The following is a 22437-nucleotide window of genomic DNA, read 5'->3' as shown; positions in this document are numbered from 1 at the left end:
GGCGAGGAGCGCTCCGCTCAGGCGCCGGCCGGAGCCCGGCCGATCTCGAGCAGCTCGACCGGGGCCGGGGCGGCCGGGGCGCAGCAGCCGCCGCCCGCGCTCGCCGGGTCGTCGAACACCCCGGCGCCGCCGCACACCCCGGTGTCGGGCAGCACCAGCTCGACCCGCGCGGCCGCCTCGTGGTCGCCCGCGATCGCCGCGACGACGCTGCGGACCTGCTCGTAGCCGGTCAGGGCGAGGAAGGTCGGCGCCCGCCCGTAGGACTTCATGCCGACCAGGTAGAGGCCGGACTCGGGCTGGGCGAGGTCGGCGGCGCCGGTCGCCTGCACCGAACCACAGGAGTGGATGTTGGGGTCGATCTCGGCCGCGATCCGGCGCGGGGCCTCCAGGGTGGGGTCGAGGTCCAGGCGCATCTCGGACAGGAAGGACAGGTCGGGGCGGAAGCCGGTCAGTACGACGACCGCACCGGCCGGCGGCAGGGCGCGGCCGTCCTCGGCGAGGACGATGGCCTGCCCGTCCTGCGTCCTGATCTCGGCTGTCCGGAAGCCGGTGACGAGCTCGACCGCTCCGGACTCGACGGCACGCCGGGCTCGCTGGCCGAGGGCGCCGCGCTCGGGGAGCTGGTCGGCGGCGCCGCCGCCGAAGGTGCCGGTGCCGACCGCGCGCCGGATCGCCCAGGTGATCCGGGTGCCCGGGTGCGCCTCGGCGATCTGGACCAGCTCGTGGATCGCGTTGAAGGCCGAGTCGCCGGACCCGATGACGACGGTGTGCCGGCCGGCGTACCGCTCGGGGTGGGCGCGGTCCGGCACGGCCGAGGTCAGCAGGTCCGCGGCGGCCCGCTCGCCCAGGGCGGGGATGCCGTCCGCGCCGGCGGGGTTGGGCAGCCGCCAGGTGCCGGACGCGTCGATCACCGCGCGGGCCTCGAGACGGGACTCGTGGCCCGTCGCGTCGGTGACGTGGACGGTGAACGGCTGCGCGTCCCGGTCGGCGTCGACCAGCCGGTCGCGGCCCTTGCGGGAGACGCCGGTGACCCGGGCGTCGTACCGCACCCGGTCGCCGAGTGCTGCTCCAAGCGGAGCGAGGTAGCCCTCGATCCACTGCGCGCCGGTGGGGTAGCCCGTGCTCGGGGCCGTCCATCCCGTCGGTGCGAGCAGTCGTGCCGAGGCGGCGTCGACGAGCTCGGGCCACGCGGAGAACAGCCGCACGTGACCCCACTCGGCGACCGCCGCAGCCGGGCCGGCGCCCGCCTCCAGCACCAGTGGCTCCAGGCCGCGCTCCAGCAGGTGGGCCGCGGCCGCCAGGCCCTGGGGGCCGGCGCCGATCACCACGACGGGCAGCTCGTTCATCGTCACTCCTCGATCCTGTTCCATCGATGGTCCATCGATGTTCTTCGATGGGATCACTCTAGGCATTCATCGACAGATGTCAATGGGTGATGCAGAATGGAGCCATGACCTCATCGCTGCCGGTCCTCCAGCCCGACGACCTCGCGGCCTGCTGCTCCCCGGTCACCGGGGGACGCGTCAGCGACGAGGCCGCCGCGACGCTCGCGCGGATGTTCAAGGCGCTGGGTGACCCGACCCGGGTCAAGCTGCTGTCGCTGATCGCGGCCGCCCCCGACGGGGAGGCGTGCATCTGCGACATGACCGAGCCGGTCGGGCTGAGCCAGCCGACCGTGTCCCACCACATGAAGCTGCTGGTCGACGCGGGCCTGGCCACCCGCGAGCAGCGCGGCCGCTGGGCCTACTACCGCGTCGCCCCCGAGGCGCTGCGCTCCTTGGCGGGCGCGCTGGCGCCGGTCGGCAGCTGACGGCGGTAGCGCCAGGCCGGCAGGAGCGCCGCGCCGAACAGCACGGCGGCGACGGGCAGCAGGTCCAGGTTCGCCGAGACGGTGAGCGTCGCGGCGACGGCCAGGAGCGGGAACGCCCACCACCGGCGGTGCTGCTGCGCTCGGGCCGTGACGGCGAGCAGCGTGACGAGCCCGCCGAGGAAGAGCAGCGGGCCGACGAGGCGGAGCGGGTCCGGCAGGTCGGGCAGGCCGGGGAACAGGTCGGTGAGCGTCACCCAGGTGAACGCCCCGATGCCTGCGAGGGTCGCGATACCGGCCCCGCGGGCGCGCCCGGACGGCCGGGACGGCCTCGCCATGGCGACCGCGAGGATCGCGAACCCGACCCACGAGGCCAGGAACGCGGCGTGGCCCAGGTTCCACCACAGCCCCGGACCGTGGTGGTGGTCGCGGCCGTCCAGCCAACGGCAGCCGGCGTACAGGAGCAGCGCGACGGGGACGGTCGTGCCGGCGGCGCGACGTACTCGCGCGCTCACGAGCGCTCCTGCCCGTGCGCCCCGTGCGCCTCGCGCGCCGTCAGCGGGAAGCGGGCGTCGAGGCGCGGTCCGAGCACCGACCGCTCGAGGAACCGCAGGGCCAGCAGTCCGCCGATCCAGTACGCCGGCACCAGCAGGATCACCTCGCCCGAGCTCGACGGCGAGCCGACCGCGATGATCGCGACGGCGGTGACGACGACCCCGAGCGCGACGTACAGGTAGCGCCAGCCGCGCTGGGCACGCTCGGCCCTCGCCCGGGCGGCCCGCTCGTCGGCGATGCGCTGGTCGAGGCCGTCGACGGCGATGCCGAGCCGGTCGCTCTCCACCGACGCGAACAGGTCCCGCACGCTCACCTCGAGCGCGGTCGCGACGAGCGAGAGCGTCTCGAGGCTCGCGTCGTTGCCGGCCTCGAGCCGCTGGATGGTGCGTACGGCGACCCCGCTCGCCTCGGCCAGCCGCTCCTGGCTCCAGCCCCGTGCGGTGCGGAGGTCCCGGATCCTCGGTTCGTTCATCTCGATCGCCTTTCGTGCGTCGGTCGTGGAGATTCAACCGTGGTCGACCGCGCGGCCGGGGACCACGACAGGCACCCGCCACCCGCCCGCCACCCACCCGACAGCCGCCTGACAGGGCTCCGACAGGGCTCCGACAGGGCTCCGACAGGGCTCCGACAGGGCTCCGACAGGGCTCCGACGGCGAGCCGGATTCGTCGGGCGGCCCGGCGCCCCCTTAGGCTGGAGGCACGAAGGGGAGTAGTCCTCAACGGCTGTGTCGACACACTGGACCGCGTGCGGGCCCGGCACAGCAGGCCACCGAAAGGTGGCGGACGAGACTTTCGACCAGTTGTGCGACCTGTTGTGAAACGGACGTGCCTGGTCGAAGGCACGTCATCGCGACGGGATCCTCGGCCGGGTGCCGGAGAGGAAACCTGATGTACGCGTTCTTGTTGAGCACCGCGGTGATCTTCGTGGCCGAGCTCGGCGACAAGAGCCAGCTCATGGCGATGACCTTCGCCACCCGCTACCGCGCCCGCGACGTGCTGATCGGCCTGACCGCCGCGACCGCCGTCGTGCACCTCGTGTCGGTCGGCATCGGCTACGCGATCGGTGACGCGTTCGCCGACTACCAGGGCACGATCGAGGTGTGCGCGGGCATCGCGTTCCTCGGCTTCGCGCTGTGGACGCTGCGCGGCGACGAGCTGACCGAGGACGACGAGCGCAAGGCCGCCAGCGCCACCGGCCGCGCCGTCCTCGTCGTCGCCGTGTTCTTCTTCCTCGCCGAGCTGGGCGACAAGACCATGCTGGCGACGATCACCCTCGCCACCCAGGAGGGCTGGTTCGGCACCTGGCTCGGCTCGACCCTCGGCATGGTCGCGGCGGACGCGCTGGCCATCGGCGTCGGTGCGGTCCTCGGCAGGCAGCTGCCCGAGAAGGTCATCACGTACGGCGCCGCCGCGCTCTTCGCGCTCTTCGGCCTCGTGCTGATCGCCAGTGGGGCTGGTTGGATCTGAGGGTGAGGTCCACCCTGCGGGATCGCCCCGTCTGGACGCCCTGGCGCACCGTCTTCGCGTTCGGGCTGGTCAGCCTCGCGGCCGACATGGTCTACGAGGGCATGCGGGCCATGGCGGGCCCGTTCCTCGGCAGCCTCGGTGCGTCGGCGCTGACGGTCGGCCTGGTCACCGGCGCCGGCGAGGCGGTGGCACTGATGTTCCGCCTGGTCACCGGGCCGTGGGCGGACCGGAGCAACCGGCACTGGCGGCTGACCGTCGTCGGGTACGCCATGACCGCGGTCTGTGTGCCGCTGCTGGCCGTCACGCCGTTCCTCGGGAGCGCCGGGCTCGCGGTCGCCGCGACGCTGATCGTGCTCGAGCGCACCGGCAAGGCGGTCCGCAGCCCGGCCAAGTCCGCGCTCCTGGCGCGGATGGCGACCTCGACCGGGCGCGGGAAGGGGTTCGCGGTCCACAAGGCGCTCGACCAGGTCGGCGCATTCACCGGACCGCTGCTGCTGGCCGGGATCGCCGCCCTCACCGGGCTGCTGTGGCCCGGCTTCGCGGTGCTCGCGGTCCCCGGTGCGCTGGCGATGTTGCTGCTCGCCCAGCTGCGTCGCCGGGCGCCGATCGCGACCCGGGCCGACCCGGACGCCGCCGACCTCCCGGCCGCAGGGAAGCCGCGCAGCGCCTGGGCCGAGGTCCGTGCGGCCGCGGTCGGCGCCGACCTGCCGCGCACCTTCCACCTGTTCTCGCTGTCGGCGGCGCTCACCACCGCCGGCCTGATGACCTTCGGTGTCATGTCCTACCGCTTCGTCGAGGCCGGCCTGGTCGCCGCGGCCGCGGTCCCGCTCGTCTACGCGCTCGCGATGGGTGTCGAGGCGCTGGCCGCGCTGGCGACCGGCGGGATGTTCGACCGCTGGGGCGGGCGGGTCCTGCTCGTCGTACCCGTCCTGGTCGCAGCGGTGCCGCTGTGCGTCTTCGCCGACCAGCTCGTGCTGGTGCTCGCCGGCGTCGTGGTGTGGGGTGCGGCGACCGGTGTGCAGGACTCCACTGTGAAGGCGTACGTCGCCGATCTGGTCCCGGCCGGGCGCCGGGCGACGGCGTACGGTGTGTTCGCCGCCGTGCAGGGCATCGGTGCCCTCGTCGGCGGTGCCGTCGCGGGCGCGCTCGTCGACCACCACGTGAGGCTGCTCGCGGTGGTGATCGGCGTGCTGCAGGTGGTCGCGGCGGTGCTGCTGTGGCGGACGACCCGGAGGAGATGAGATGGAGGTCGTGCTGCGGCCCGTCGTGGCCGAGGACCTGCCGCTGCTGGCGGTCGGCGAGGCACCGTTCGACGACTTCGGGCCGCGGGTGCCCCGCACCGAGCCCTACTCCCCGGTGCTGCGCGAGCCCGGCGGGATGGCCGTCTGCGACACCGACGGCCTGCTGCTCGGCAGCGTCAGCTGGATCTGGCAGCAGTGGAGCCCGATGCCCGAGTCGCGTAACCCGATGATCGGCATCGGGCTGCGTCCGGAGGCGCGCGGCCGCGGCGCGGGGACGGCGGCTCAGCGGGCGTTGGTCGACCTGTTCTTCCGGCACACCAACGTCAACCGCGTCGAGGCCAGCACCGACGTGGAGAACCTCGCCGAGCAGCGCGCCCTGGAGAAGGCGGGCTTCACCCGCGAGGGCACGGTCCGCGGCGCCCAGTGGCGCGCCGGCGCCTTCCACGACTGCTACTCCTACAGCATCCTGCGCGCGGACTGGGCCGGGCGGACGGACTGATGCGCCGCGGCCGTCCGGATCCCTGGTACGCACGGCCCGCCACCGGGGGCGCGCTCGACCCCGTCCCACCGGAGTCCTCGACCGCGGGGCCGCTGGCGCCCGGCGCCACCGGCCCGGCCGCCGTACCGACCGGGCACCCGAACCGGCTGCGGCAGAGCCTGCGGATCACCGCCGACCTCGGCGGGGAGCTCTTCGCCGGCGCCGGCCTCGGCGAGGCGTTCTCGTTCGCCAGCCTGCTCGACCCGCGACCGGTCGTGGTGACCCGGCACCCCGAGCACGTCCGCTCGTTGTTCGCCGCCCACCCCGACGTGGCGCCCTCGCTCGCGGGCGAGTCGCCGGTGCGCCCGATCCTCGGGCTGTCGGTGCTCACCGCCGTCGGCGACCAGCACCGGCGCCGCCGCAAGCTGATGATGCCGTCCTTCCACGGCGACGCGATCGCCCGCTACCGAGCGGAGATCGAGGCCGCGACCCGGCGCCATCTCGACCGCTGGACCACGGCTACGGCTTTCCCGCTGGCCGCCACCACGCAGGCGATCACGCTCGACGTGATCATGAGCGGCGTCTTCGGGATCGACCATCGGGCCGCGCCGGAGGAGGCGCGGCTGCGGCACGTCGTACGCCAGACGCTGCGGCTCTCGGTCGGTCCGCTCGCCCAGCTCGCCGAGCTGCTCAACCTCGACCGCGAGGAGTCGGTCGGGCCGCAGAAGTGGATCGTGCGGCGCCTCGACACGGCGATGTACGACGTGATCGCGGCGCGTCGCGCGGCCCACGAGCCGGGCGCCCGGCACGACATCCTCGGCCTGCTGCTCGATGTCCGCGACGAGGACGGCGCACCGCTGACCGACCTCGAGCTGCGCAACGAGCTGCTGACCCTGGTCCTCGCCGGCCACGAGACGACGGCGAACTCGATCGCCTGGACCTTCGAGCGGCTGCTGCGGACGCCGGCCGCCGACGACCGCCTGCGCGACGTGGTGCGCTCGGGCGAGGACCCGGACGGGTACGTCGAGGCGACGATCACCGAGTCGATGCGGGTGCGCCCCGTCGTTCCCCTGATCGGGCGGCGGGTGCGGGTGCCGTGGCAGCTCGGGGACGTCGTGGTGCCGCCTGACAGCCGCCTGCTGGTGGGGATCCTGCTGCTCCACCACCGCGACGACCTCTACCCGGACCCCTTCCGGTTCGCGCCCGAGCGGTTCTGTGGCCGCAGGCCGGGCACGCACGAGTGGCTGCCGTTCGGTGGCGGGACGCGCCGCTGTCTCGGAGCTGCGCTGGCGATGGAGGAGCTGCGGATCGTCGTACCCGAGATCGTGCGGCGGGCCGACCTGGTCCTCGACGATCCCGCGCCGGAACGGCCGATCCACCGCAACGTGACGATGATCCCCGGTCGCGGCGGCCGGGTCCGGGCGGTCGCGCTGCGCCGATGACCGGCGTTGACATGCAAGCAATGACTTGCCTATCGTCGCGCCATGACCGCCGACGTGTTCCGGGCCCTCGACGACGAGACCCGGCGCCTCATCCTCGACGCCCTGGCCGAGCGTGACGGCCGGTCGCTGTTCGAGATCTGCACGGTCCTGGCCATGAGGCACGGGATCGGGTCCAGCCGGCAGGCGATCTCCCAGCACCTCGCGGTGCTCGAGGAGGCGGGCCTGGTCACCACCGAGCGCCAGGGCCGCACCAAGCTGCACCACTTCGACCGCACCCCGCTCGCGGCCATCGCCGAGCGCTGGGCCGCCACCCCGACCGACCCGGAGGACACCCCATGAGGATCAACCTGACCAGCATCTTCGTCGACGACCAGGCCGCTGCGCGGAAGTTCTACACCGAGGTCCTCGGCTTCCAGGTCCGCCACGACATCCCGCTCGGCGACGCCGCGTGGCTCACCGTCGTCTCGCCGGATGCCCCGGACGGGCCGGAGCTGCTGCTCGAGCCGTCCGGCCACCCGGCGGTCAAGCCGTACCGCGACGCGCTGGTCGCCGACGGCATCCCGCTCGCCCAGTTCGCCGTCGACGACGTCGAGGCCGAGCACGCCCGGCTGACGGCGCTGGGGGTGCGGTTCACGCAGCCGCCCACCGACATCGGCAACGCGTACGTCGCCGTGCTCGACGACACCTGCGGCAACCTCGTCCAGATCCTCGCGATGAAGCCCTGATCCCGTCGCCGCGAGCGTGGACGCCGCGGTTGACGCCGACGGTGGTCAAGCACCAGCGTGGAGGGACCACACCGACTCGGAGGTGTCCCCATGCGTGCCATCGCCCGCGCGGTTCGCGCGGTCCTCGCGCTGCTCATCGTCACGAGCGCGCTCGTCGCCGCCGGCCCGCGGGAGGCCTCGGCGTCCGCCCCCGACCGGCAGGTGCGACCGATGGGGGACGCCTACGAGTCCGCCGTGCTGGCGGCGATCGACCGGCGCCGGGCACGCCGCGGACTGCACGGGCTGACCGCCTCCGACTGCGTCGACGACCTCGCCGAGTCGCGGTCGCGGAGGATGGCGGTGCGTGACGAGATGGTGCACTACCCCGGGCTGGGCAAGGTCTTCGGCCACTGTGGCGGGCGCCGGGTCGGCGAGATCATCGCGCGCGGCAAGGGCTTCGGTGACCCGGCCGTCGTGGTCCGCGCCTGGATGAACTCGCCGTCGCACCACGAGGTGATCGTGCGGCCGTCGTACCGCCAGGCGGCGGTGGGTGCGTGGCGTGACGGGCGCGGGGTCGTCTACGTCAGCGTGATCTTCCAGGCGCCTGCCGGGTGATCAGAAGGCCTGCGGGCCGATCCGCTCGACCGCGACGAAGACGGCCAGGGCGAGCAGGACGACGTTCATCGCGATGCTCTGCGGCTCGCCGCGGCGGGCGTGGACGACGATGCCGCCGAGCATGATCACGGCCAGGCCGATGGCGGCGGCGGGGACCAGGCCGGTCGCGACCTCGAGCGCGCCGGGCAGGACCATGCCGAGGGCACCGAGCACCTCGCTCGCGCCGATCAGCTTGATCAGGCCGGCGGGCGTCGACTCGGCCCAGCCCATCCGCGGATCGGCGGCGAGCTGCTCCTTCGACCGGGCCAGCTTCGACGTACCCGAGACCAGGAACAGCGCGGCCAACAGGCCGGTGGCGATCCACACGACGAGGTTCATGGGGCCCGACCCTAGAACCCTCGAACAGCACCCCACGGACCGGCGGGCCACCCTGGTCGCCCACCGCGGTGCGCGGGTGGCCGAGCGGGTGGGGTTCTGGGTCGACGAGCCGCGCGAGGTCGTGCGGCTGCTGGCCTCTTCGGTCGGGAGCACCGGCGTACGCTGACCGCCCCGCCGCCCAGGACCGCCAGGAGTCGCCGATGTCCCGCTTCACACTGCCGCCCGTCGAGGTCCTCGAGGCCCGCGAGAAGCTGGTGCTCGACCACTTCCACGACGAGGTGCGCCAGGACTGGGACGCTACCCTGTCGACCTTCCCGCACCCGCACTACGAGCTGATCGCGTCGATGACGGTCCACGACGGCGACGACGAGGTGCGCGGCTACTACCACGACACGCGGGTCGCCTTTCCGGACCAGGACCACGAGATCATCGCGCTGCGGCACACCCACGACGCTGTGGTCGTGGAGTTCTGGCTGACGGGAACCCACCTCGGCCCGCTCGGGAGGATGCCGCCGACCGGGTCCGCGCACCGGACCCGGATGACGGCGTACTTCGTCTTCGACGAGGACGAGAACCTCGTCGCGGAGCGGATCTACTTCGACCAGCTGACCATCCTCAAGCAGCTGGTCGCCGGGCTCGACAAGCGCAAGCCCGGCGACCTGCTCACCCTCGGCCGCGTCGTGGCGGGGGCGCTGGGCATGGCGTCGGGCGACCCCGATCCCCGGCTCACGGAGACGGTGCCGCCCGACCTCGGCTGAGCCTGCTCAGCCGGCCTGCTTCCAGCTCGGCGCGTCCGCCCGCTCGCGGACCGCGACGTTGACCCGGTTGAACAGGTTGAGCGTCGCGATCTGCAGCAGCAGTGCGGAGACCTGCTTCTCGTCGTAGTGCTTGGTCACCTCGCGCCACAGCTCGTCCGGCACCGGGTCGTGGCTGTCGGCGAGCCGGGTGAGGGCGTCGGTGAGGGCGAGGGCGGCGCGCTCGGCCTCGTCGAAGTACGGCGACTCGCCCCAGGCCGCGACGCCGACGATGCGGTCCACGGACTCGCCGGCGCCCTGGAGCGCGTCGAGGTGGCCCTGGACGCAGGCGCTGCAGCCGTTGAGCTGGCTGGCACGCAGGGCGACCAGCTCCAGGGTGGAGGTCGGGACGCCGCCCTTTGCGACGGCGGTCAGCAGGCTGCCGATGCCCTTGAAGGCGTCGGGGAGGACCTGGGCGGGGTTGGCCATGCGGGGCTCGATGGTGGTCATCGTGTTCTCCTCGGATCGTGGTGGGTTGTTCGCCTCCCTGACCCGCGGCGGCGGCCGAGTGTGACCGGGATCCGCGAGAGACTGCGAAAAGATCGGGGCTGTCACATCCACGGCCCGCTCGGGGTCAGAGAGACGACCCCTGAGGAGAGGACCATCCGTGAACGACGACGTCACCCTGGCCGCGGCCTTCGAGCAGCACCGCCGTCACCTGCTCACGGTCGCCCACCGCGTGCTCGGCTCGGCCACCGAGGCCGAGGACGCGGTCCAGGAGGCCTGGCTGCGACTGCACCGCACCGACGCCGCCGAGATCGACAACCTCGGCGGCTGGCTCACCACCGTCGTCGGCCGGATCGCGCTCAACACCCTGCGCTCCCGCGCGACCCGTCGCGAGGACTCCCTCGAGGAGCGGGTCGAGCGGTTGCCCGATCCCGTCGTGACGCCGTACGACGGCGCGCTGCCCGAGGAGCAGGCCCTGCTCGCCGACTCGGTCGGGCTGGCGCTGCTGGTGGTGCTCGACCAGCTGGCCCCGGCGGAGCGGATCGCGTTCGTGCTCCACGACCTGTTCGGCGTCCCGTTCGAGGAGATCGCGCCGATCGTCGAGCGCACCCCCGCAGCGACCCGCCAGCTCGCCAGCCGCGCTCGGCGCCGGGTCCGCGGCACCGACACCGTCCGCCCGGACAGCCCGTCGCGCCAGCGCGAGGTGGTCGACGCGTTCTTCGCCGCGGCACACGCCGGCGACTTCGAGCGGCTGCTCGGCATCCTCGCCCCCGATGCGGTGCTGCACTCCGACCTGGGTGCACTGCGCGGCGGCGTCGTGACCTACGAGGGCGCCGAGACGATCGCCCGCAACGCCCTCATGTTCGCCCACCCCGACCGGTTCGTGCACCCGGTGCTCGTCAACGGGCGAGCGGGCGTCGTCATCACGCTGCACGACGAGCTGTTCAGCGTCATGGCGTTCACCGTGGCCGAGGGCCGGATCGTCGGCGTCGACACCTGGACCGACCCCGACGTGCTTGCTCAGGTCACGGCACCCTGACGCGGGCCGCCCGCGGGTCGTGCCAGACCACGTGCAGCCGGCCCGAGTGGTCGTGGCGCGCGACGGTGGTCTCGACGCCGTACACGTCGCGGACCAGCTCCGCGGTCAGTACGTCGGCCGGCGGCCCCGCGGCCACCACCCGGCCCTCGCGCAGCACGATCAGACGGTCACAGAACGCCGCGGCCAGGTCGAGGTCGTGCAGGGCTGCGATGGTCGTCAGGCCGAGCGCCCGGACGGTGGCGAGCAGGTCGATCTGGTGGGCCAGGTCGAGGTGGTTGGTCGGCTCGTCGAGGACGAGCAGGTCGGGTCGCTGGGTGAGGGCCCGCGCCAGCTGGACCCGCTGCCGCTCGCCGCCGGAGAGCGTGGACCAGGTGCGCTCGGCCAGGTGCGCCACCCCACCGAGCCGCATCGCCGCCGCGATCTCGGCTGCGCCCTCGTCGCGTGCCGCCGGCCACCGGCCGCGGTGCGGGATCCGGCCCAGCTCGACCACCTGACGGGCGGTGAGTGGCAGCGTCGTCGAGGCGTGCTGTTCGAGGAAGGCGATCCGCCGGGCACGGGAGCGGGCCGGCATCCGGTGGACGTCCTCGCCGGCGAGCTCGACCGTGCCGCCGCCTGGTCGGCGCAGGCCGGCCAGCACGTGCAGCAGCGAGGTCTTCCCCGATCCGTTGGGTCCGAGCAGACCCGTCACGGTGCCCTCGGGGCAGTCGAGGTCGACGTCGTGGACGATCGTCCGGCCGGCGACACCCCAGGTCAGGTCCTCGGCGCGCAGGCTCACTGCGACCTCGACTCCCGGCGCAGCAGGTAGGCGAACAGTGGTGCGCCGAGGACCGCCGTCACCACGCCGATCGGGATCTCCTGGCCGTCGAGCAGTGAGCGGGCCGCGGTGTCTGCCCAGATCAGGAGCACGGCACCCGCGAGCGCGCTGAGCGGCAGCAGCCGGCGGTGCAGCGGCCCCACGACCAGCCGTACGACGTGCGGGACGACCAGTCCCACGAAGCCGATCGCACCCGTGTGGGCCACCAGGCAGGCGGTCAGCAGCGCGGTACCGACCATCAGCAGCCAGCGCGCGCGCCGCACCGAGACACCCAGCGACGATGCCGCGGCGTCGCCGAACGCGAAGGCGTCCAGGTCCGAGGAGCAAGCGAGGATCGCGACCAGCGCGAGGACGGCGACCACGAGCAGGAGGGTCGCGCTCTGCCAGCGGACGCCGGCGAGTGAGCCCATCGTCCAGGCGAGCACGCGGCGGGCGGAGTCGTGGTCGCCGCTGACCATCACGACGAAGGACGTGTACGCCGCGCAGATCTGCCCGATCGCGACACCGGCCAGCACGGTGCGTGGGGGCGGCAGGTCGCCCGTGCGGCCGGTCGCCAGCACGAGCACCAGCGCCAGTGCCAGCAGGGCGCCGACGAAGGCGCCGGCGCCGAGCGCGGCACCTCCTGCCAGTCCGGCCACGCTCACGCCGAGCACGATCACGCTGACCGCGCCGACCGTCGCGCCGCCGGAGATGCCCAGCAGGTACGGGTCGGCCAGGTCGTTGCGGGTCAGTGACTGGAGCACCGCGCCGGCGATCGCGAGCCCGGCCCCGGTGGCGGCGGCGCCGACGACCCGGGGCAGGCGCAGCTGCCACACGATCCGGTCATCGATCACCGTCACGCCGTCCACCGGGAGCCCCAGCCGAGCGAGCACGACGTCGACGACGTCGCCGGATGGGACGTGGACCGAGCCGATGCCGACGGCGACGACGACGGACACCGCGAGCAGCGCGGCCAGCGCGGTGCCCACCACGAGGCCGGCGCCCGGCCGGCTCCGCGCGGGACGGACCGGCCGCAGCATCAGCCGAGCTCGGCGAGCTGCGTGCCGACCGACACCGCACCGTCGGCGAGCCGGACGCCGGGCGTGGTCTCGGAGAAGGGCAGCACGACGTACGCCTCCGCCTGGACGGCCCGCAGGCTCTTGAGCACCGGGTCCTTCTCGAGCAGCGCGATCTTCTCCTCGGCGCTCGACCAGCCCGCGTCGGCCACCACGATCACGTCGGGGTCGGCCGCGACGACCTCCTCCCAGCTGACGTCGGCCCAGCCGCCCTCGACGTCGGCGAAGACGTTGGTCGCGCCGACGGCATCGAGGATCAGCTGTGGGCCGCCGTCGCCGGTGCCGGCGAACGCCGTCTTGTCGCCGGAGTCGTACCAGAACACGTCCAGGCCGGCGCCCGGCTTCGTCGCGGCCAGCTCGTCGAGCTGTCCCTGCTGCTCCCTCTCGAGGGCGGCGGCCCGCTCGGGAACGCCGAAGACGTCGGCGACCGTCTCGATCTCGTCCCAGACCGAGTCGAACGAGACGTCGGCGCTCGGCCGGTTCTCGCCGCAGCCGAACAGGGACAGGAAGGAGCCGATCCCGAGGTCCGCGAGCTCGTCCTGCGTCCCGGCCGACTCGGCGGCGAACGCGCTGGCGTAGGAGCCGTAGACGAAGTCGGGCTTCGCGGCGAGCAGCGTCTCGTGGTCGGGGTACTCCTTCGACAGCACCGGCACCGCGTCGTACGTCTCCTGCCACTTCTCCGGCACCGCGTCGTCGAGGTACGCCGTCCCCACCATCCGGTCGGACAGGTCGAGCGCCAGCATCACCTCGGTGGCGCCCTGGTTCATGGTGACCGCGCGCTCGGGCGGCGCGGCGACGGTGGCAGTGAAGCCGCAACCGCTCGCCTCGACGGGGAAGCCGGCGGCGGTGGCGATCCTCTCCCGTGCCTCGGGGGCGCCGGCACAGGCGGTGATGAGCAGGGGGAGTGCGGCGAGGGCAGCCAGGAAGCGGGTACGACGGAACGTCACGGTCACTCTTTCGGTCCGAGGCTCTTGCGCGAAGCCTGTGTGGGTGGGTGACGCGGACCCTGGAGGATCCACGGCCAGCAGGTCTTCGGACTCGGGATCGACCGGACGGAGCGCCTTCCCAGCAACGCCGGCCGAGTGTCTGCCGTGCGTCGCCAGTGGCGTGCTGCCCCGCCCGTCACCCTCACCGCTGCGCGTCAGTCCCGGACTTCCACCGGGTTCCCTGACTCACGATGCTCGTGAGCACGACTGGCAGGGCGGACGCTAGCACGGGCGCTCCCGGCCGCTCCGGGGGTTCTGGACGGACGCGGGGCGCCCCCACCTCGTGCCCGCCCGGGCGAGTGGTGGGGGACGCCCCGCAGGGGTAGCAAGTCCCGGTCCGATTGTTGCAAATAACTTGCAATAGCGAAAGGCTTGCGACATGTCCGTCTATGCGCTGCCCGACCTGCCCTACGACTACGCCGCCCTGGAGCCCTACATCTCGGGCGAGATCATGGAGCTGCACCACGGCAAGCACCACAACGCCTACGTCACCGGCATCAACACCGCCGTCGAGCAGCTCGCGGAGGCACGCGAGCAGGAGTCCTTCGGCAGCCTCTCGACGCTCGAGAAGAACCTGGCGTTCCACCTCGGCGGCCACGTCAACCACTCCGTGTTCTGGCCCAACATGTCACCCGACGGCGGCGACAAGCCGACCGGCGAGCTGGCGCAGGCGATCGAGGAGCACTTCGGTGGCTTCGACAGGTTCCGCGCCCACTTCCAGGCCAACGCGCTGGGCGTCCAGGGCTCCGGCTGGTCGGTCCTCACTTGGGACACGCTGGCCCAGCGGCCCTACATCATCCAGCACTTCGACCACCAGGGGAACGTGCCGATCTGCATGGTCCCGCTGCTCATGCTCGACATGTGGGAGCACACCTACTACCTGCAGTACCGCAACGACAAGGCCACCTTCGTCCAGCAGTGGTGGAACATCGTCAACTGGGCCGACGTGCAGCGCCGCTTCGAGGCCGCGGTCGCCCAGACCCCCGGACTGATCGCCTGATGCGGGCTGAGGGACGCCGGGGCCCACCGACCAACGGAGGGGGCGGCGCCGACCGCGGTCCGGTTCGAGGTGCTGGTGCGGCGGGCGACGTACGGCAGGTGAACCCGCCGGAATGGACATCCGACGCCTGGTGTTCCATGACTCCGTGACAGCCACCTCCGCCGACGCCGCCCAGGACAGCCGCCTCCAGCGCCTGCTCGTCGTCCTCGGGATCGTGGTCCTCGCGTTCAACCTGCGTCCGGCCGCGTCCAGCGTCGGCCCGCTGCTCGAGGAGATCCGGGCCGGCGTCCCACTCGGCAGCACGGAGGCCGGGATCCTCACCACGCTGCCGGTGATCTGCTTCGCCGTGGTCGGCGGGGCCGCACCGAGGCTGGCGTCCTGGATCGGGCTGCACCGGGTCGCCCTGATCGGCCTGCTGCTGCTCACCGGGTGCCTGTGGGCCCGCGGGCACGTCCACCAGGGCTGGCTGTTCCTCGTCCTCTCCTTCACCGCGCTCGCCGGCGCCGCCACCGCCAACGTCCTGATGCCGTCGCTGGTGAAGCTGCACTTCCCCGCCCGCGTCGGGCAGGTCACGGCGGTCTACACGACGTCGATGGCGGTCGGGCTCACGGCGTCGTCGGCGCTCAGCGTGCCGATCGCGTCCGGCAGCGGTGACCAGGTCGACTACACCCGTGGCCTGGTCGCGTGGTCGGTGACGGCGGGGATCGCGGTGCTGCCGTGGATCGGGCTGATCCGGCACGACCTCCACGAGGGGCGTCGTACCCGCTCGCTCGGGGTCGGCGCCATCGCCCGCACCCGGCTCGGGTGGGCGATGGCGGGCGCGTTCGGCCTGCAGTCGCTGCAGGCGTACGCGATCTTCGGCTGGTTCGCGCAGATGTGCCGCGACGCCGGCTACTCCGCGGAGGCGTCCGGGATCCTGCTCGGCGTCGTGACCGGTGCCAGCATCCCGCTCTCGCTGCTCATCCCGATCCTCGCCGGCCGGATGCGCGACCAGCGCTGGCTGCTGACCGCCCTGATCGCCTGCTACCCGGTCGGGTACCTCGGCTTCCTCGCCGACCCGCGACCCCTCGGCTGGCTGTGGGCGCTCGCGATCGGCTGCGGCACCAGCACCTTCCCGCTGGTGCTGACCATGATCGGGCTGCGTGCCCGGACTCCCGAGGGCACCGCCGCACTGTCCGGCTTCACCCAGTCCACCGGCTACCTGATGGCCGCCGCCGGCCCGTTCGGCGTCGGCGCCCTGCACGCCGCGACGGGGACCTGGACTCCGTCGGTGCTCCTGCTGCTCGGCCTGTGCGTGCCGCTCTACCTGTGCGGGCTCTACGCCACCGGTGACCGGTACGTCGAGGACGAGCTCGCCGGCTGATCTGCACGAAACCTCCACACGTCGTCCCCGCATCCCGCCCGCCGAGGCCCCTAGCCTCGGAGACATGGAGAGCGTGCGCCGCCTGGTCCTCGTCGTCGAGGACGACCCGGTCATCAACCAGGCGGTCGCGGACCGCCTCCAGGCCGAGGGGTACGACGTCGTCCGCGCCTTCGACGGTCCCGGCGCGGTGGCGGCGCACGCCGAGCACGCGCCGGACCTGGTGCTGCTCGACGTGATGCTGCCCGGCTACGACGGGCACGAGGCGTGCCGCCGGATCCAGGCCGACCGGCCGGTGCCGGTGCTGATGCTCACCGCCCGCGCGGACGAGGCCGACGTGCTGGTCGGGCTCGGGGTCGGGGCGGACGACTACCTGACCAAGCCGTTCCGGATGCGCGAGCTGGTCGCCCGGGTGGCTGCGCTGCTGCGGCGCGTGGACCGCGCCACGGAGCTGGCCGGCCGCAAGGCGCTGGAGCTGGGTGACCTGCGGGTCGACGCACCTGCCCGGCGGGTGTGGCGCGGCGACGAGGAGGTGCGGCTCACGCCGACCGAGTTCGACCTGCTGCTGTGCCTCGCGGCGACGCCGGGTGCCGTCGTGACCCGCGAGAAGCTGCTCGCCGAGGTGTGGGGGTGGGCCGGTGCGACCGGGACCCGCACCGTGGACAGCCACGTGAAGGGGCTGCGGGCCAAGGTCGGCGCCGACCTGGTCCGTACGGCGCACGGGGTGGGCTATGCGCTCGAGGTGCCGGCGTTCCGCACCCCCTACGGATTGGTCGAGGAATAGCCCGATGAGCGACCAATACGTAGGGGGCGCGGGCGAACGGAGGGCACAGCCGCTGGTCGGCGTCCGCTCGATCAAGGTCAAGCTCGGCCTGCTCGTCGCTGCCAGCGCCACGGTCGCCGCGCTGGTCGCGGCCCTCGGCCGCTCCGACGGCGTCCCCACCTGGCTGACGATCCCCGTCACCATCGGTCTCGCGCTGGCGCTGACGCAGCTGCTCGCGGTCGGGATGACCTCTCCGCTGCGGCAGATGACCGCCGCGGCCCGGCGGATGGCGACCGGCGACTACGCCGTCCGCGTCCCCGACACCGCCCGCGACGAGGTCGGCGAGCTGGCCCGCGCGTTCAACACGATGGCCCGCGACCTCGCCGGCGTCGACCGCCAGCGGCGCGAGCTGGTCGCCAACGTCAGCCACGAGCTGCGCACCCCGCTCGCCGGGCTGCGGGCGGTCCTCGAGAACGTGGTGGACGGCGTCGCACCCGACGATCCGGCGGTGCTGGCCACGGCGCTCACCCAGGCCGAGCGGATGAGCCGGCTGGTCGAGGACCTGCTCGACCTCGCCCGGGTCGACGCCGGCCGGGCGCCGCTCGCAGCCCGCCCCGTCCCGCTCGCCACGCTGCTGATGGACGCGGTCGCGGAGGCCGAGGCGCTCGGGCGCGGCGTGACGTACGACGTGCGCGTCACCCCACCCGGGCTCGTCGTCACCGCCGACCCGGCCCGCCTGCACCAGCTGGTCGCCAACCTGCTCGACAACGCCTCGCGGCACAGTCCTTCCGGCGGGTCCGTCGTCGTGCGGGCCGAGGTCGCGGGGCAGCGGTACCGGATCGAGGTCCGCGACTCCGGCCCCGGCATCCCCGCGGCCGACCGCGAGCGCGTCTTCGAGCCGTTCGGCACCCTCGCCGCGTCCGCCGGGACGGGGAGCACCGGGCTCGGTCTCGCCATCGCGCGGTGGGTCACCGACCTGCACGGCGGCACCATCGGCTTCCTCGACCCGGCCGACGGGAGCAGCGGCGCCCGGGTCCGGGTCGACCTGCCGCTCGAACCCGCGGCCCGACCGGCCGCCGTACCGATCCAGGAGGCACCCGTGTCCACTCCCACCGCCCCATCGCCCGCCCCGTCGCCCGCCCCGGTCTCCCCACCCCCGTCGATCACCGACGACCTGCTCGGCGGCTTCTGGCCCGAGCGCGGTGTCCCGGCCCGCCCGGCCCTGCTGCTCGGCGCGCTCGGTGCCGGCCTGCTCGGCGGTCTGGTCCTGCCCGAGCGGGCGCTGGGCATCGGCACCTTCCTGGTCCTCCTCGCCGCCGGTGCCGTCGTGCTCGGCGCCAGCCGCGACCGACGCGACCCGTTCACGGTGGCCTGCGCGGGACTGTGCGTGCTGCTCGCCGCGACGTCCGTCGTACGCGCCGCCGAATGGGTGGTGGTGCTCTGCCTGCTCGCCGGGGGCGGCGTGTGCGTGATCGGCGTGACCCGCGGGCGCAGCCTGGGCGGGTTCCTGCTGTCCGGCCTGATGTGGCCGGTCGCCGGGCTGCGCGGGATGCCGTGGCTGGGGCGGACGATCGGTGCGATCCCGGTCGTCGGGCACGGCGCGGCGCTGCTGCGCACACTGGTCTGGTCCGTGCTCGGGCTGGTCGTCTTCGGCGCGCTGTTCGCCTCCGCCGACGCCCTCGTCGCGGAGTGGGTCGACGCGCTGCTGCCCGACCTCACCATCGACACCTTCGTGCTGCGGGCCTTCGTGACCGTCGCCGTCGGCGGGACGGTGCTCGCCGCGGCGTACCTCTCCCTCAACCCGCCGCGCGTCGACCGCGCCACCACCGGCCCCCGTTCGGTGGCGCGCCGCTACGAGTGGCTCGCCCCGGTCCTCGTCGTCGTCGCCGTCTTCGCGGTCTTCCTCGTCGCGCAGGCGACGGTCGTCTTCGGCGGGCACGCCTACCTGCAGCGCACGACCGGCCTGACGTACGCCGAGTACGTCCACGAGGGCTTCGCCCAGCTCACCGTGGCCACCGCCCTCACCCTGCTCGTGATCGCCGTCGCCGGCCGCAAGGCCCCGCGCGAGACGGCCTCCGACCGGCTCTGGCTGCGGGTCGCGCTCGGCGCGCTGTGCGCCGAGACCCTGGTCGTCGTCGCGTCCGCGCTGTACCGGATGGACGTCTACCAGGAGGCCTACGGCTTCACCCGGCTGCGCCTGCTCGTCGATGTCTTCGAGGGCTGGCTCGGAGTCCTGGTGCTCGCCGTCGTGGTCAGCGGCATCGGGCTGCGTGGCGCCTGGCTCGCCCGGTTCGCGCTGATCAGCGGCGTCGTCGGCCTGCTCGGTCTGGCCCTCGTCAACCCGGACGCCTGGATCGCCCGCCACAACCTGGACCGGTACGACGAGACCGGTCGCGTCGACTGGTTCTACCTCCGCGACCTCTCCGACGACGCCGTCCCGGTGCTCGCCGAGCTCACCGGCAACGACCGGGTCTGCGCGCTCGCGGGCCGCGAGGTCGGTGGGGACGACTGGCTGGAGTGGAACCTGGGGCGGGCCCGGGCCGACCACGCGCTGGAGGGCACCGGCACGATCGCCCTGGATCCCGACCTGCCCTGCCCCACGTCCACGGACTGACCCGTCCGGCACCTGAGGACCGCGACCCGGCACCTCAGGCGGAGGCGGCCGGAGCGGCCGATTCCTAGCGTGGACGACATGACGATCCTGCTGTCCGATCCCCGCGTCCGTGCGGTTCCCGTGGCCGAGTGCGGCGAGCCGCTGGTGCGCGTCCCGCACGACCTCTCGCCCGCCGGCGCCCTGGTCCGCGCGGACCTGGCGGACCGGCTGGTCGCGGCCGACCGGCTGCTGCCGGCCGGCATCCGGCTGCGGGTGGTCGAGGGGTTCCGGCCGGTCGAGGAGCAGCGCGCCATCGTGGCGTCGTACGGCGCCGAGCTGGCCGCGCTGCACCCGGGCATCGGGGACAAGGCGCTCGAGCGGCTGACCAGCCGGTTCGTGGCGCCGGTCGACGTGGCGCCGCACGTGGCGGGGGCGGCGGTCGACCTCACGCTGGTCGACATCACCGGCGACGAGCTCGACCTCGGTACGCCGATCGACGCGACCCCCGAGGAGAGCGACGGGCGGTGCTGGTTCGCGGCCGCGGGGATCGGCCAGGACGCGCGGGCCCACCGCACCCTGCTGGCGCGGGTGCTGCGCTCCCAGGGGCTGGTGAACTATCCGACGGAGTGGTGGCACTGGAGCTTCGGCGACCGGTACTGGGCACTGCTCACCGACGCGCCGCACGCGCTGTACGGCCCGCTCGCGTCGGCGGTCGCGGCGTGAGCGGGCTCGCCGTGGCCCCGCGTGCGGCCATGACCACGACGCCCCGGCTCACCGTCGACCTGGCCGCCGTCGCGCGCAACACCAGTACCCTCGCGGCCCGCACCACCGGCGAGCTGATGGCCGTGGTCAAGGCCGACGGGTTCGGCCACGGTGCGGCCGACGTCGCCCGGACCGCGCTCGCCCACGGCGCCACCCGGCTCGGGGTCACCAGCCTCGCCGAGGCGTTCGCGCTGCGCGAGGCGGGCCTCGTCGTACCTGTCCTCAGCTGGCTCAACCCGGTCGACGCCGACTTCCCCGCGGCCGTCGTCCACGACGTCGACGTCGCCGTCCCGAGCCTCGCCCACCTCGCTGCGGTCGCCGCCGCGCCCGGCAAGGCGCGGATCCACCTCCATGTCGACGCCGGCATGGCGCGCGACGGCGCCGAGCCCACCGAGTGGGCCGCGCTGTGCCGGGCCGCTCGTCGCGCCGAGCAGCGCGGCGAGGTCGAGGTCGTCGGTGTGATGGGGCATCTCGGCTGTGCCGACGACCCCGCCGACGCCTGCAACGCCCGCGGGCGGACCCGGTTCTCGTGGGCCGTCGAGGTCGCGCGCGGCGCCGGGCTGCGGCCCCGCGTCCGGCACCTGGCCGCCACCGCCGCGACCCTCACCGACCCGCGCAGCCACCACACGATGAGCCGCGTCGGTGCCGGCCTGGTCGGCATCGACCCGTCCCGCACGACCGTGCTGGAGCCGGCGCTGACGCTCACCGCGCCGCTGGTGCAGGTACGACGCGTCCGGGCCGGCACCCCTGTCGGCTACGGCCACGCCCACCGCACCGCCCGTGCCACGCACCTCGGCCTGATCCCGCTCGGGTACGCCGACGGCCTGCCGCGCGTCGCGTCCGACCGCGCCGAGGTGCTGGTCCGCGGAGTCCGCTGCCCCGTCGTCGGCCGGATCTCGATGGACCAGGTGGTCGTCGACCTCGGCGCGGACGGAGCGGGGGCCGGCGAGATCGCCACCGTCTTCGGCCCGGGCACGCGTGGCGAGCCGACCGTCGCCGAGTGGGCGGCGTGGGCCGGCACCATCGAGCACGAGGTGGTCACCGGGATCGGCGCGCGCGTCCCGCGGCTCACCCGCGCCGCCGCCCACCTGCGGAGCCTGGCGTGAGGACCCGGGTGGCCGTCATCGGCGGCGGGCAGAACTGCGAGCACGACGTCTCCCTCGCCTCCGCGGCCTCGGTCGCCGGCGCGCTCGACCCGGCGACGTACGACGTCGTTCCGCTCACCATCGGCCGCGACGGCACCTGGCGCGACCGCGGCCTGCGCCCGATCGGGCTCAGTGGCGCGGCGCAGGTGCTGCGCGGCTGCGACGTGGTGTTCCCGGTCGTGCACGGACCGCGCGGGGAGGACGGGGCACTGGCCGCGCTGTGCGAGCTCGCCGGCCTGCCGTACGTCGGCAGCGGCATCCGACCCGGCGCCCTCGCGATGGACAAGTGGGCGACCAAGCTGGTCGCCCGGGCGGTCGGGATCGCCGTCGCCCCCGGTGTGCTCGTCACCGCCGCAACGGCCGCGCACCTGCGCTGGACCCGGCCGGTGGTGGTCAAGCCGGTCGCGGCCGGCTCGAGCCAGGGCGTCACCCGGGTCGACGTACCCGATGCGTTGCAGCCCGCGCTCGACGCCGCCTTCGCGCTCGACGACCGCGTGCTCGTCGAGGACGTCGTGGTCGGTCGCGAGGTCGACGTGGCCGTGCTGAAGCGAGCAGACGGCAGCCTGTTCGTCCCGCCGGCGCTGGAGATCGTGGCCGACGGGATCTTCGACTACGACGCGAAGTACGGCGGCCACGCGGACTTCCGGCTCCCGGCCCAGCTCGACGAGGTCGATGCCAAGGCGCTGCGGCACGCGGCCACCGAGGTGTTCGACGCACTCGGCTGCGCGGGCGTCGCACGGGTCGACTTCTTCCTCACCGGCGACGGGCCGGTGCTCAACGAGGTGAACACGATGCCCGGCATGACCGCGCACTCGCAGGCGCCGCGGATGTTCGCCGCCGGCGGGATGACGTACGCCGAGCTCCTCGACGAGCTCGTCCGCTCCGCCCACCGATGAGGGCGTGGTTCTGTCCGCCGCGGTTCAACTACCGGATTTGTCGTGTCTGGGACGGTTTGACTACAAGATCGGTAGTTGAACCGACACAAACGGCAG

Annotated in this window: 25 protein-coding genes, 1 pseudogene and 1 riboswitch; of the genes and pseudogenes, 18 read left to right on the top strand and 8 right to left on the bottom strand. The window is 73.8% G+C overall.

Going from position 1 to position 22437, the window contains the following annotated elements; translation table 11 throughout:
* Positions 1–17: 17 nt before the first annotated feature.
* A complete protein-coding gene (locus tag QI633_RS26580) occupies positions 18–1346 on the bottom strand; it encodes an NAD(P)-binding domain-containing protein (protein ID WP_282427668.1) in 1329 nt (442 codons plus the stop codon).
* Between the two features lie 104 nt (positions 1347–1450).
* Between QI633_RS26580 and QI633_RS26575 the strand changes: the two genes are divergently transcribed.
* On the top strand, positions 1451–1810 hold the full coding sequence (locus QI633_RS26575) for a metalloregulator ArsR/SmtB family transcription factor (RefSeq protein ID WP_282427667.1): 360 nt from the start codon (positions 1451–1453) through the stop codon (positions 1808–1810).
* Here QI633_RS26575 and QI633_RS26570 read toward each other — a convergent pair.
* Together QI633_RS26570 and QI633_RS26565 are read right to left on the bottom strand one after the other, a co-directional pair.
* Positions 1747–2322 carry a hypothetical protein gene (locus tag QI633_RS26570; protein ID WP_282427666.1) on the bottom strand — a complete coding sequence of 192 codons (576 nt, stop codon included), beginning with the start codon at positions 2320–2322 and terminating at the stop codon, positions 1747–1749. The genes QI633_RS26575 and QI633_RS26570 overlap by 64 nt on opposite strands.
* Positions 2319–2834 carry a helix-turn-helix transcriptional regulator gene (locus tag QI633_RS26565; protein ID WP_282427665.1) on the bottom strand — a complete coding sequence of 172 codons (516 nt, stop codon included), beginning with the start codon at positions 2832–2834 and terminating at the stop codon, positions 2319–2321. Before QI633_RS26565 ends, QI633_RS26570 begins: the two co-directional genes overlap by 4 nt.
* A 416-nt stretch (positions 2835–3250) precedes the next feature.
* On the opposite strand from QI633_RS26565, the gene QI633_RS26560 reads away from it, so the two are divergent.
* The 7 genes from QI633_RS26560 (at position 3251) to QI633_RS26530 (ending at position 8309) form a co-directional block, all read left to right on the top strand.
* The gene (locus tag QI633_RS26560; protein ID WP_141796594.1) at positions 3251–3829 is read left to right on the top strand and encodes a TMEM165/GDT1 family protein; all 579 of its coding nucleotides are present in this window, start codon (positions 3251–3253) and stop codon (positions 3827–3829) included.
* Positions 3830–3831: 2 nt separating this feature from the next.
* A complete protein-coding gene (locus QI633_RS26555) occupies positions 3832–5070 on the top strand; it encodes an MFS transporter (RefSeq protein WP_282427664.1) in 1239 nt (412 codons plus the stop codon).
* 1 nt (position 5071) lies between these two features.
* The gene (locus QI633_RS26550) at positions 5072–5569 is read left to right on the top strand and encodes a GNAT family protein (protein WP_282427663.1); all 498 of its coding nucleotides are present in this window, start codon (positions 5072–5074) and stop codon (positions 5567–5569) included.
* Positions 5569–6990 carry a cytochrome P450 gene (locus QI633_RS26545; protein WP_282427662.1) on the top strand — a complete coding sequence of 474 codons (1422 nt, stop codon included), beginning with the start codon at positions 5569–5571 and terminating at the stop codon, positions 6988–6990. The genes QI633_RS26550 and QI633_RS26545 overlap by 1 nt, the downstream gene beginning before the upstream one ends.
* A 42-nt stretch (positions 6991–7032) precedes the next feature.
* Positions 7033–7329 (top strand): metalloregulator ArsR/SmtB family transcription factor, encoded by a 297-nt coding sequence (locus QI633_RS26540; protein ID WP_141796597.1) that lies wholly within the window; start codon positions 7033–7035, stop codon positions 7327–7329.
* The gene (locus QI633_RS26535) at positions 7326–7715 is read left to right on the top strand and encodes a VOC family protein (RefSeq protein WP_141796598.1); all 390 of its coding nucleotides are present in this window, start codon (positions 7326–7328) and stop codon (positions 7713–7715) included. Before QI633_RS26540 ends, QI633_RS26535 begins: the two co-directional genes overlap by 4 nt.
* A gap of 90 nt (positions 7716–7805) precedes the next feature.
* Positions 7806–8309, top strand: a complete 504-nt coding sequence (locus tag QI633_RS26530; RefSeq protein ID WP_282427661.1) for a CAP domain-containing protein — start codon at positions 7806–7808, stop codon at positions 8307–8309.
* Here the strand turns inward: QI633_RS26530 and QI633_RS26525 are convergent, their stop codons facing one another.
* Entirely contained in the window at positions 8310–8687 is a 378-nt protein-coding gene (locus QI633_RS26525; protein ID WP_282427660.1) for a DoxX family protein, read from the bottom strand.
* Between QI633_RS26525 and QI633_RS26520 the strand changes: the two genes are divergently transcribed.
* Positions 8686–8853 (top strand): hypothetical protein, encoded by a 168-nt coding sequence (locus tag QI633_RS26520; protein WP_282427659.1) that lies wholly within the window; start codon positions 8686–8688, stop codon positions 8851–8853. The genes QI633_RS26525 and QI633_RS26520 overlap by 2 nt on opposite strands.
* Positions 8854–8887: 34 nt before the next feature.
* Positions 8888–9445 carry an ester cyclase gene (locus QI633_RS26515; RefSeq protein ID WP_141796610.1) on the top strand — a complete coding sequence of 186 codons (558 nt, stop codon included), beginning with the start codon at positions 8888–8890 and terminating at the stop codon, positions 9443–9445.
* A 6-nt stretch (positions 9446–9451) separates the two neighbouring features.
* Here the strand turns inward: QI633_RS26515 and QI633_RS26510 are convergent, their stop codons facing one another.
* Entirely contained in the window at positions 9452–9931 is a 480-nt protein-coding gene (locus QI633_RS26510) for a carboxymuconolactone decarboxylase family protein (protein WP_260805691.1), read from the bottom strand.
* 157 nt (positions 9932–10088) lie between these two features.
* Between QI633_RS26510 and QI633_RS26505 the strand changes: the two genes are divergently transcribed.
* Positions 10089–10967, top strand: coding sequence for a sigma-70 family RNA polymerase sigma factor (locus QI633_RS26505; RefSeq protein ID WP_282427658.1), 879 nt, complete (start codon positions 10089–10091; stop codon positions 10965–10967).
* Between the two features lie 21 nt (positions 10968–10988).
* Here QI633_RS26505 and QI633_RS26500 read toward each other — a convergent pair.
* From QI633_RS26500 to QI633_RS26490, 3 genes and pseudogenes are all read right to left on the bottom strand, one after another.
* A pseudogene (locus tag QI633_RS26500) lies at positions 10989–11736 on the bottom strand (ABC transporter ATP-binding protein); the annotation flags it as partial.
* Between the two features lie 2 nt (positions 11737–11738).
* Complete coding sequence (locus QI633_RS26495) at positions 11739–12800, bottom strand: iron chelate uptake ABC transporter family permease subunit (RefSeq protein ID WP_141796613.1); 1062 nt, start codon at positions 12798–12800, stop codon at positions 11739–11741.
* Positions 12800–13789: an ABC transporter substrate-binding protein gene (locus QI633_RS26490; RefSeq protein ID WP_282427656.1), complete on the bottom strand. Its 990-nt coding sequence runs from the start codon at positions 13787–13789 to the stop codon at positions 12800–12802. The genes QI633_RS26495 and QI633_RS26490 overlap by 1 nt, the downstream gene beginning before the upstream one ends.
* 52 nt (positions 13790–13841) lie before the next feature.
* Positions 13842–14049, bottom strand: a riboswitch (cobalamin riboswitch).
* Between the two features lie 152 nt (positions 14050–14201).
* Here QI633_RS26490 and QI633_RS26485 point away from each other — a divergent pair.
* The 7 genes from QI633_RS26485 (at position 14202) to QI633_RS26455 (ending at position 22341) form a co-directional block, all read left to right on the top strand.
* On the top strand, positions 14202–14822 hold the full coding sequence (locus tag QI633_RS26485) for a superoxide dismutase (protein WP_141796614.1): 621 nt from the start codon (positions 14202–14204) through the stop codon (positions 14820–14822).
* A 145-nt stretch (positions 14823–14967) separates the two neighbouring features.
* Positions 14968–16185: an MFS transporter gene (locus tag QI633_RS26480; RefSeq protein ID WP_260805692.1), complete on the top strand. Its 1218-nt coding sequence runs from the start codon at positions 14968–14970 to the stop codon at positions 16183–16185.
* A gap of 64 nt (positions 16186–16249) precedes the next feature.
* Positions 16250–16966 carry a response regulator transcription factor gene (locus tag QI633_RS26475; protein WP_282427655.1) on the top strand — a complete coding sequence of 239 codons (717 nt, stop codon included), beginning with the start codon at positions 16250–16252 and terminating at the stop codon, positions 16964–16966.
* 4 nt (positions 16967–16970) lie between these two features.
* Positions 16971–19559 (top strand): DUF4153 domain-containing protein, encoded by a 2589-nt coding sequence (locus tag QI633_RS26470; RefSeq protein ID WP_282427654.1) that lies wholly within the window; start codon positions 16971–16973, stop codon positions 19557–19559.
* 78 nt (positions 19560–19637) lie between these two features.
* Positions 19638–20261: a M15 family metallopeptidase gene (locus QI633_RS26465; protein ID WP_282427653.1), complete on the top strand. Its 624-nt coding sequence runs from the start codon at positions 19638–19640 to the stop codon at positions 20259–20261.
* 29 nt (positions 20262–20290) lie between these two features.
* Positions 20291–21406, top strand: coding sequence for an alanine racemase (alr, locus tag QI633_RS26460; protein WP_282427652.1), 1116 nt, complete (start codon positions 20291–20293; stop codon positions 21404–21406).
* Positions 21403–22341: a D-alanine--D-alanine ligase family protein gene (locus tag QI633_RS26455; protein ID WP_141796629.1), complete on the top strand. Its 939-nt coding sequence runs from the start codon at positions 21403–21405 to the stop codon at positions 22339–22341. Before alr ends, QI633_RS26455 begins: the two co-directional genes overlap by 4 nt.
* Positions 22342–22437: the final 96 nt, after the last annotated feature.

Source organism: Nocardioides sp. QY071, from assembly GCF_029961765.1.
Classification (GTDB): domain Bacteria; phylum Actinomycetota; class Actinomycetes; order Propionibacteriales; family Nocardioidaceae; genus Nocardioides.
Note: the sequence above shows the minus strand (reverse complement) of the source record. Positions and strands in the feature narration are given on the sequence as shown.

What these genes read in the sequence shown, in the direction of transcription:
- QI633_RS26580 (WP_282427668.1), bottom strand. Translation starts at nt 1,346, where the DNA reads ATGAACGAGCTGCCCGTCGTGGTGATCGGCGCCGGCCCCCAGGGCCTG.
- QI633_RS26575 (WP_282427667.1), top strand. Translation starts at nt 1,451, where the DNA reads ATGACCTCATCGCTGCCGGTCCTCCAGCCCGACGACCTCGCGGCCTGC.
- QI633_RS26565 (WP_282427665.1), bottom strand. Translation starts at nt 2,834, where the DNA reads ATGAACGAACCGAGGATCCGGGACCTCCGCACCGCACGGGGCTGGAGC.
- QI633_RS26560 (WP_141796594.1), top strand. Translation starts at nt 3,251, where the DNA reads ATGTACGCGTTCTTGTTGAGCACCGCGGTGATCTTCGTGGCCGAGCTC.
- QI633_RS26550 (WP_282427663.1), top strand. Translation starts at nt 5,072, where the DNA reads ATGGAGGTCGTGCTGCGGCCCGTCGTGGCCGAGGACCTGCCGCTGCTG.
- QI633_RS26545 (WP_282427662.1), top strand. Translation starts at nt 5,569, where the DNA reads ATGCGCCGCGGCCGTCCGGATCCCTGGTACGCACGGCCCGCCACCGGG.
- QI633_RS26540 (WP_141796597.1), top strand. Translation starts at nt 7,033, where the DNA reads ATGACCGCCGACGTGTTCCGGGCCCTCGACGACGAGACCCGGCGCCTC.
- QI633_RS26535 (WP_141796598.1), top strand. Translation starts at nt 7,326, where the DNA reads ATGAGGATCAACCTGACCAGCATCTTCGTCGACGACCAGGCCGCTGCG.
- QI633_RS26530 (WP_282427661.1), top strand. Translation starts at nt 7,806, where the DNA reads ATGCGTGCCATCGCCCGCGCGGTTCGCGCGGTCCTCGCGCTGCTCATC.
- QI633_RS26520 (WP_282427659.1), top strand. Translation starts at nt 8,686, where the DNA reads ATGGGGCCCGACCCTAGAACCCTCGAACAGCACCCCACGGACCGGCGG.
- QI633_RS26525 (WP_282427660.1), bottom strand. Translation starts at nt 8,687, where the DNA reads ATGAACCTCGTCGTGTGGATCGCCACCGGCCTGTTGGCCGCGCTGTTC.
- QI633_RS26515 (WP_141796610.1), top strand. Translation starts at nt 8,888, where the DNA reads ATGTCCCGCTTCACACTGCCGCCCGTCGAGGTCCTCGAGGCCCGCGAG.
- QI633_RS26510 (WP_260805691.1), bottom strand. Translation starts at nt 9,931, where the DNA reads ATGACCACCATCGAGCCCCGCATGGCCAACCCCGCCCAGGTCCTCCCC.
- QI633_RS26495 (WP_141796613.1), bottom strand. Translation starts at nt 12,800, where the DNA reads ATGCTGCGGCCGGTCCGTCCCGCGCGGAGCCGGCCGGGCGCCGGCCTC.
- QI633_RS26485 (WP_141796614.1), top strand. Translation starts at nt 14,202, where the DNA reads ATGTCCGTCTATGCGCTGCCCGACCTGCCCTACGACTACGCCGCCCTG.
- QI633_RS26475 (WP_282427655.1), top strand. Translation starts at nt 16,250, where the DNA reads ATGGAGAGCGTGCGCCGCCTGGTCCTCGTCGTCGAGGACGACCCGGTC.
- QI633_RS26470 (WP_282427654.1), top strand. Translation starts at nt 16,971, where the DNA reads ATGAGCGACCAATACGTAGGGGGCGCGGGCGAACGGAGGGCACAGCCG.
- QI633_RS26465 (WP_282427653.1), top strand. Translation starts at nt 19,638, where the DNA reads ATGACGATCCTGCTGTCCGATCCCCGCGTCCGTGCGGTTCCCGTGGCC.
- alr (WP_282427652.1), top strand. Translation starts at nt 20,291, where the DNA reads ATGACCACGACGCCCCGGCTCACCGTCGACCTGGCCGCCGTCGCGCGC.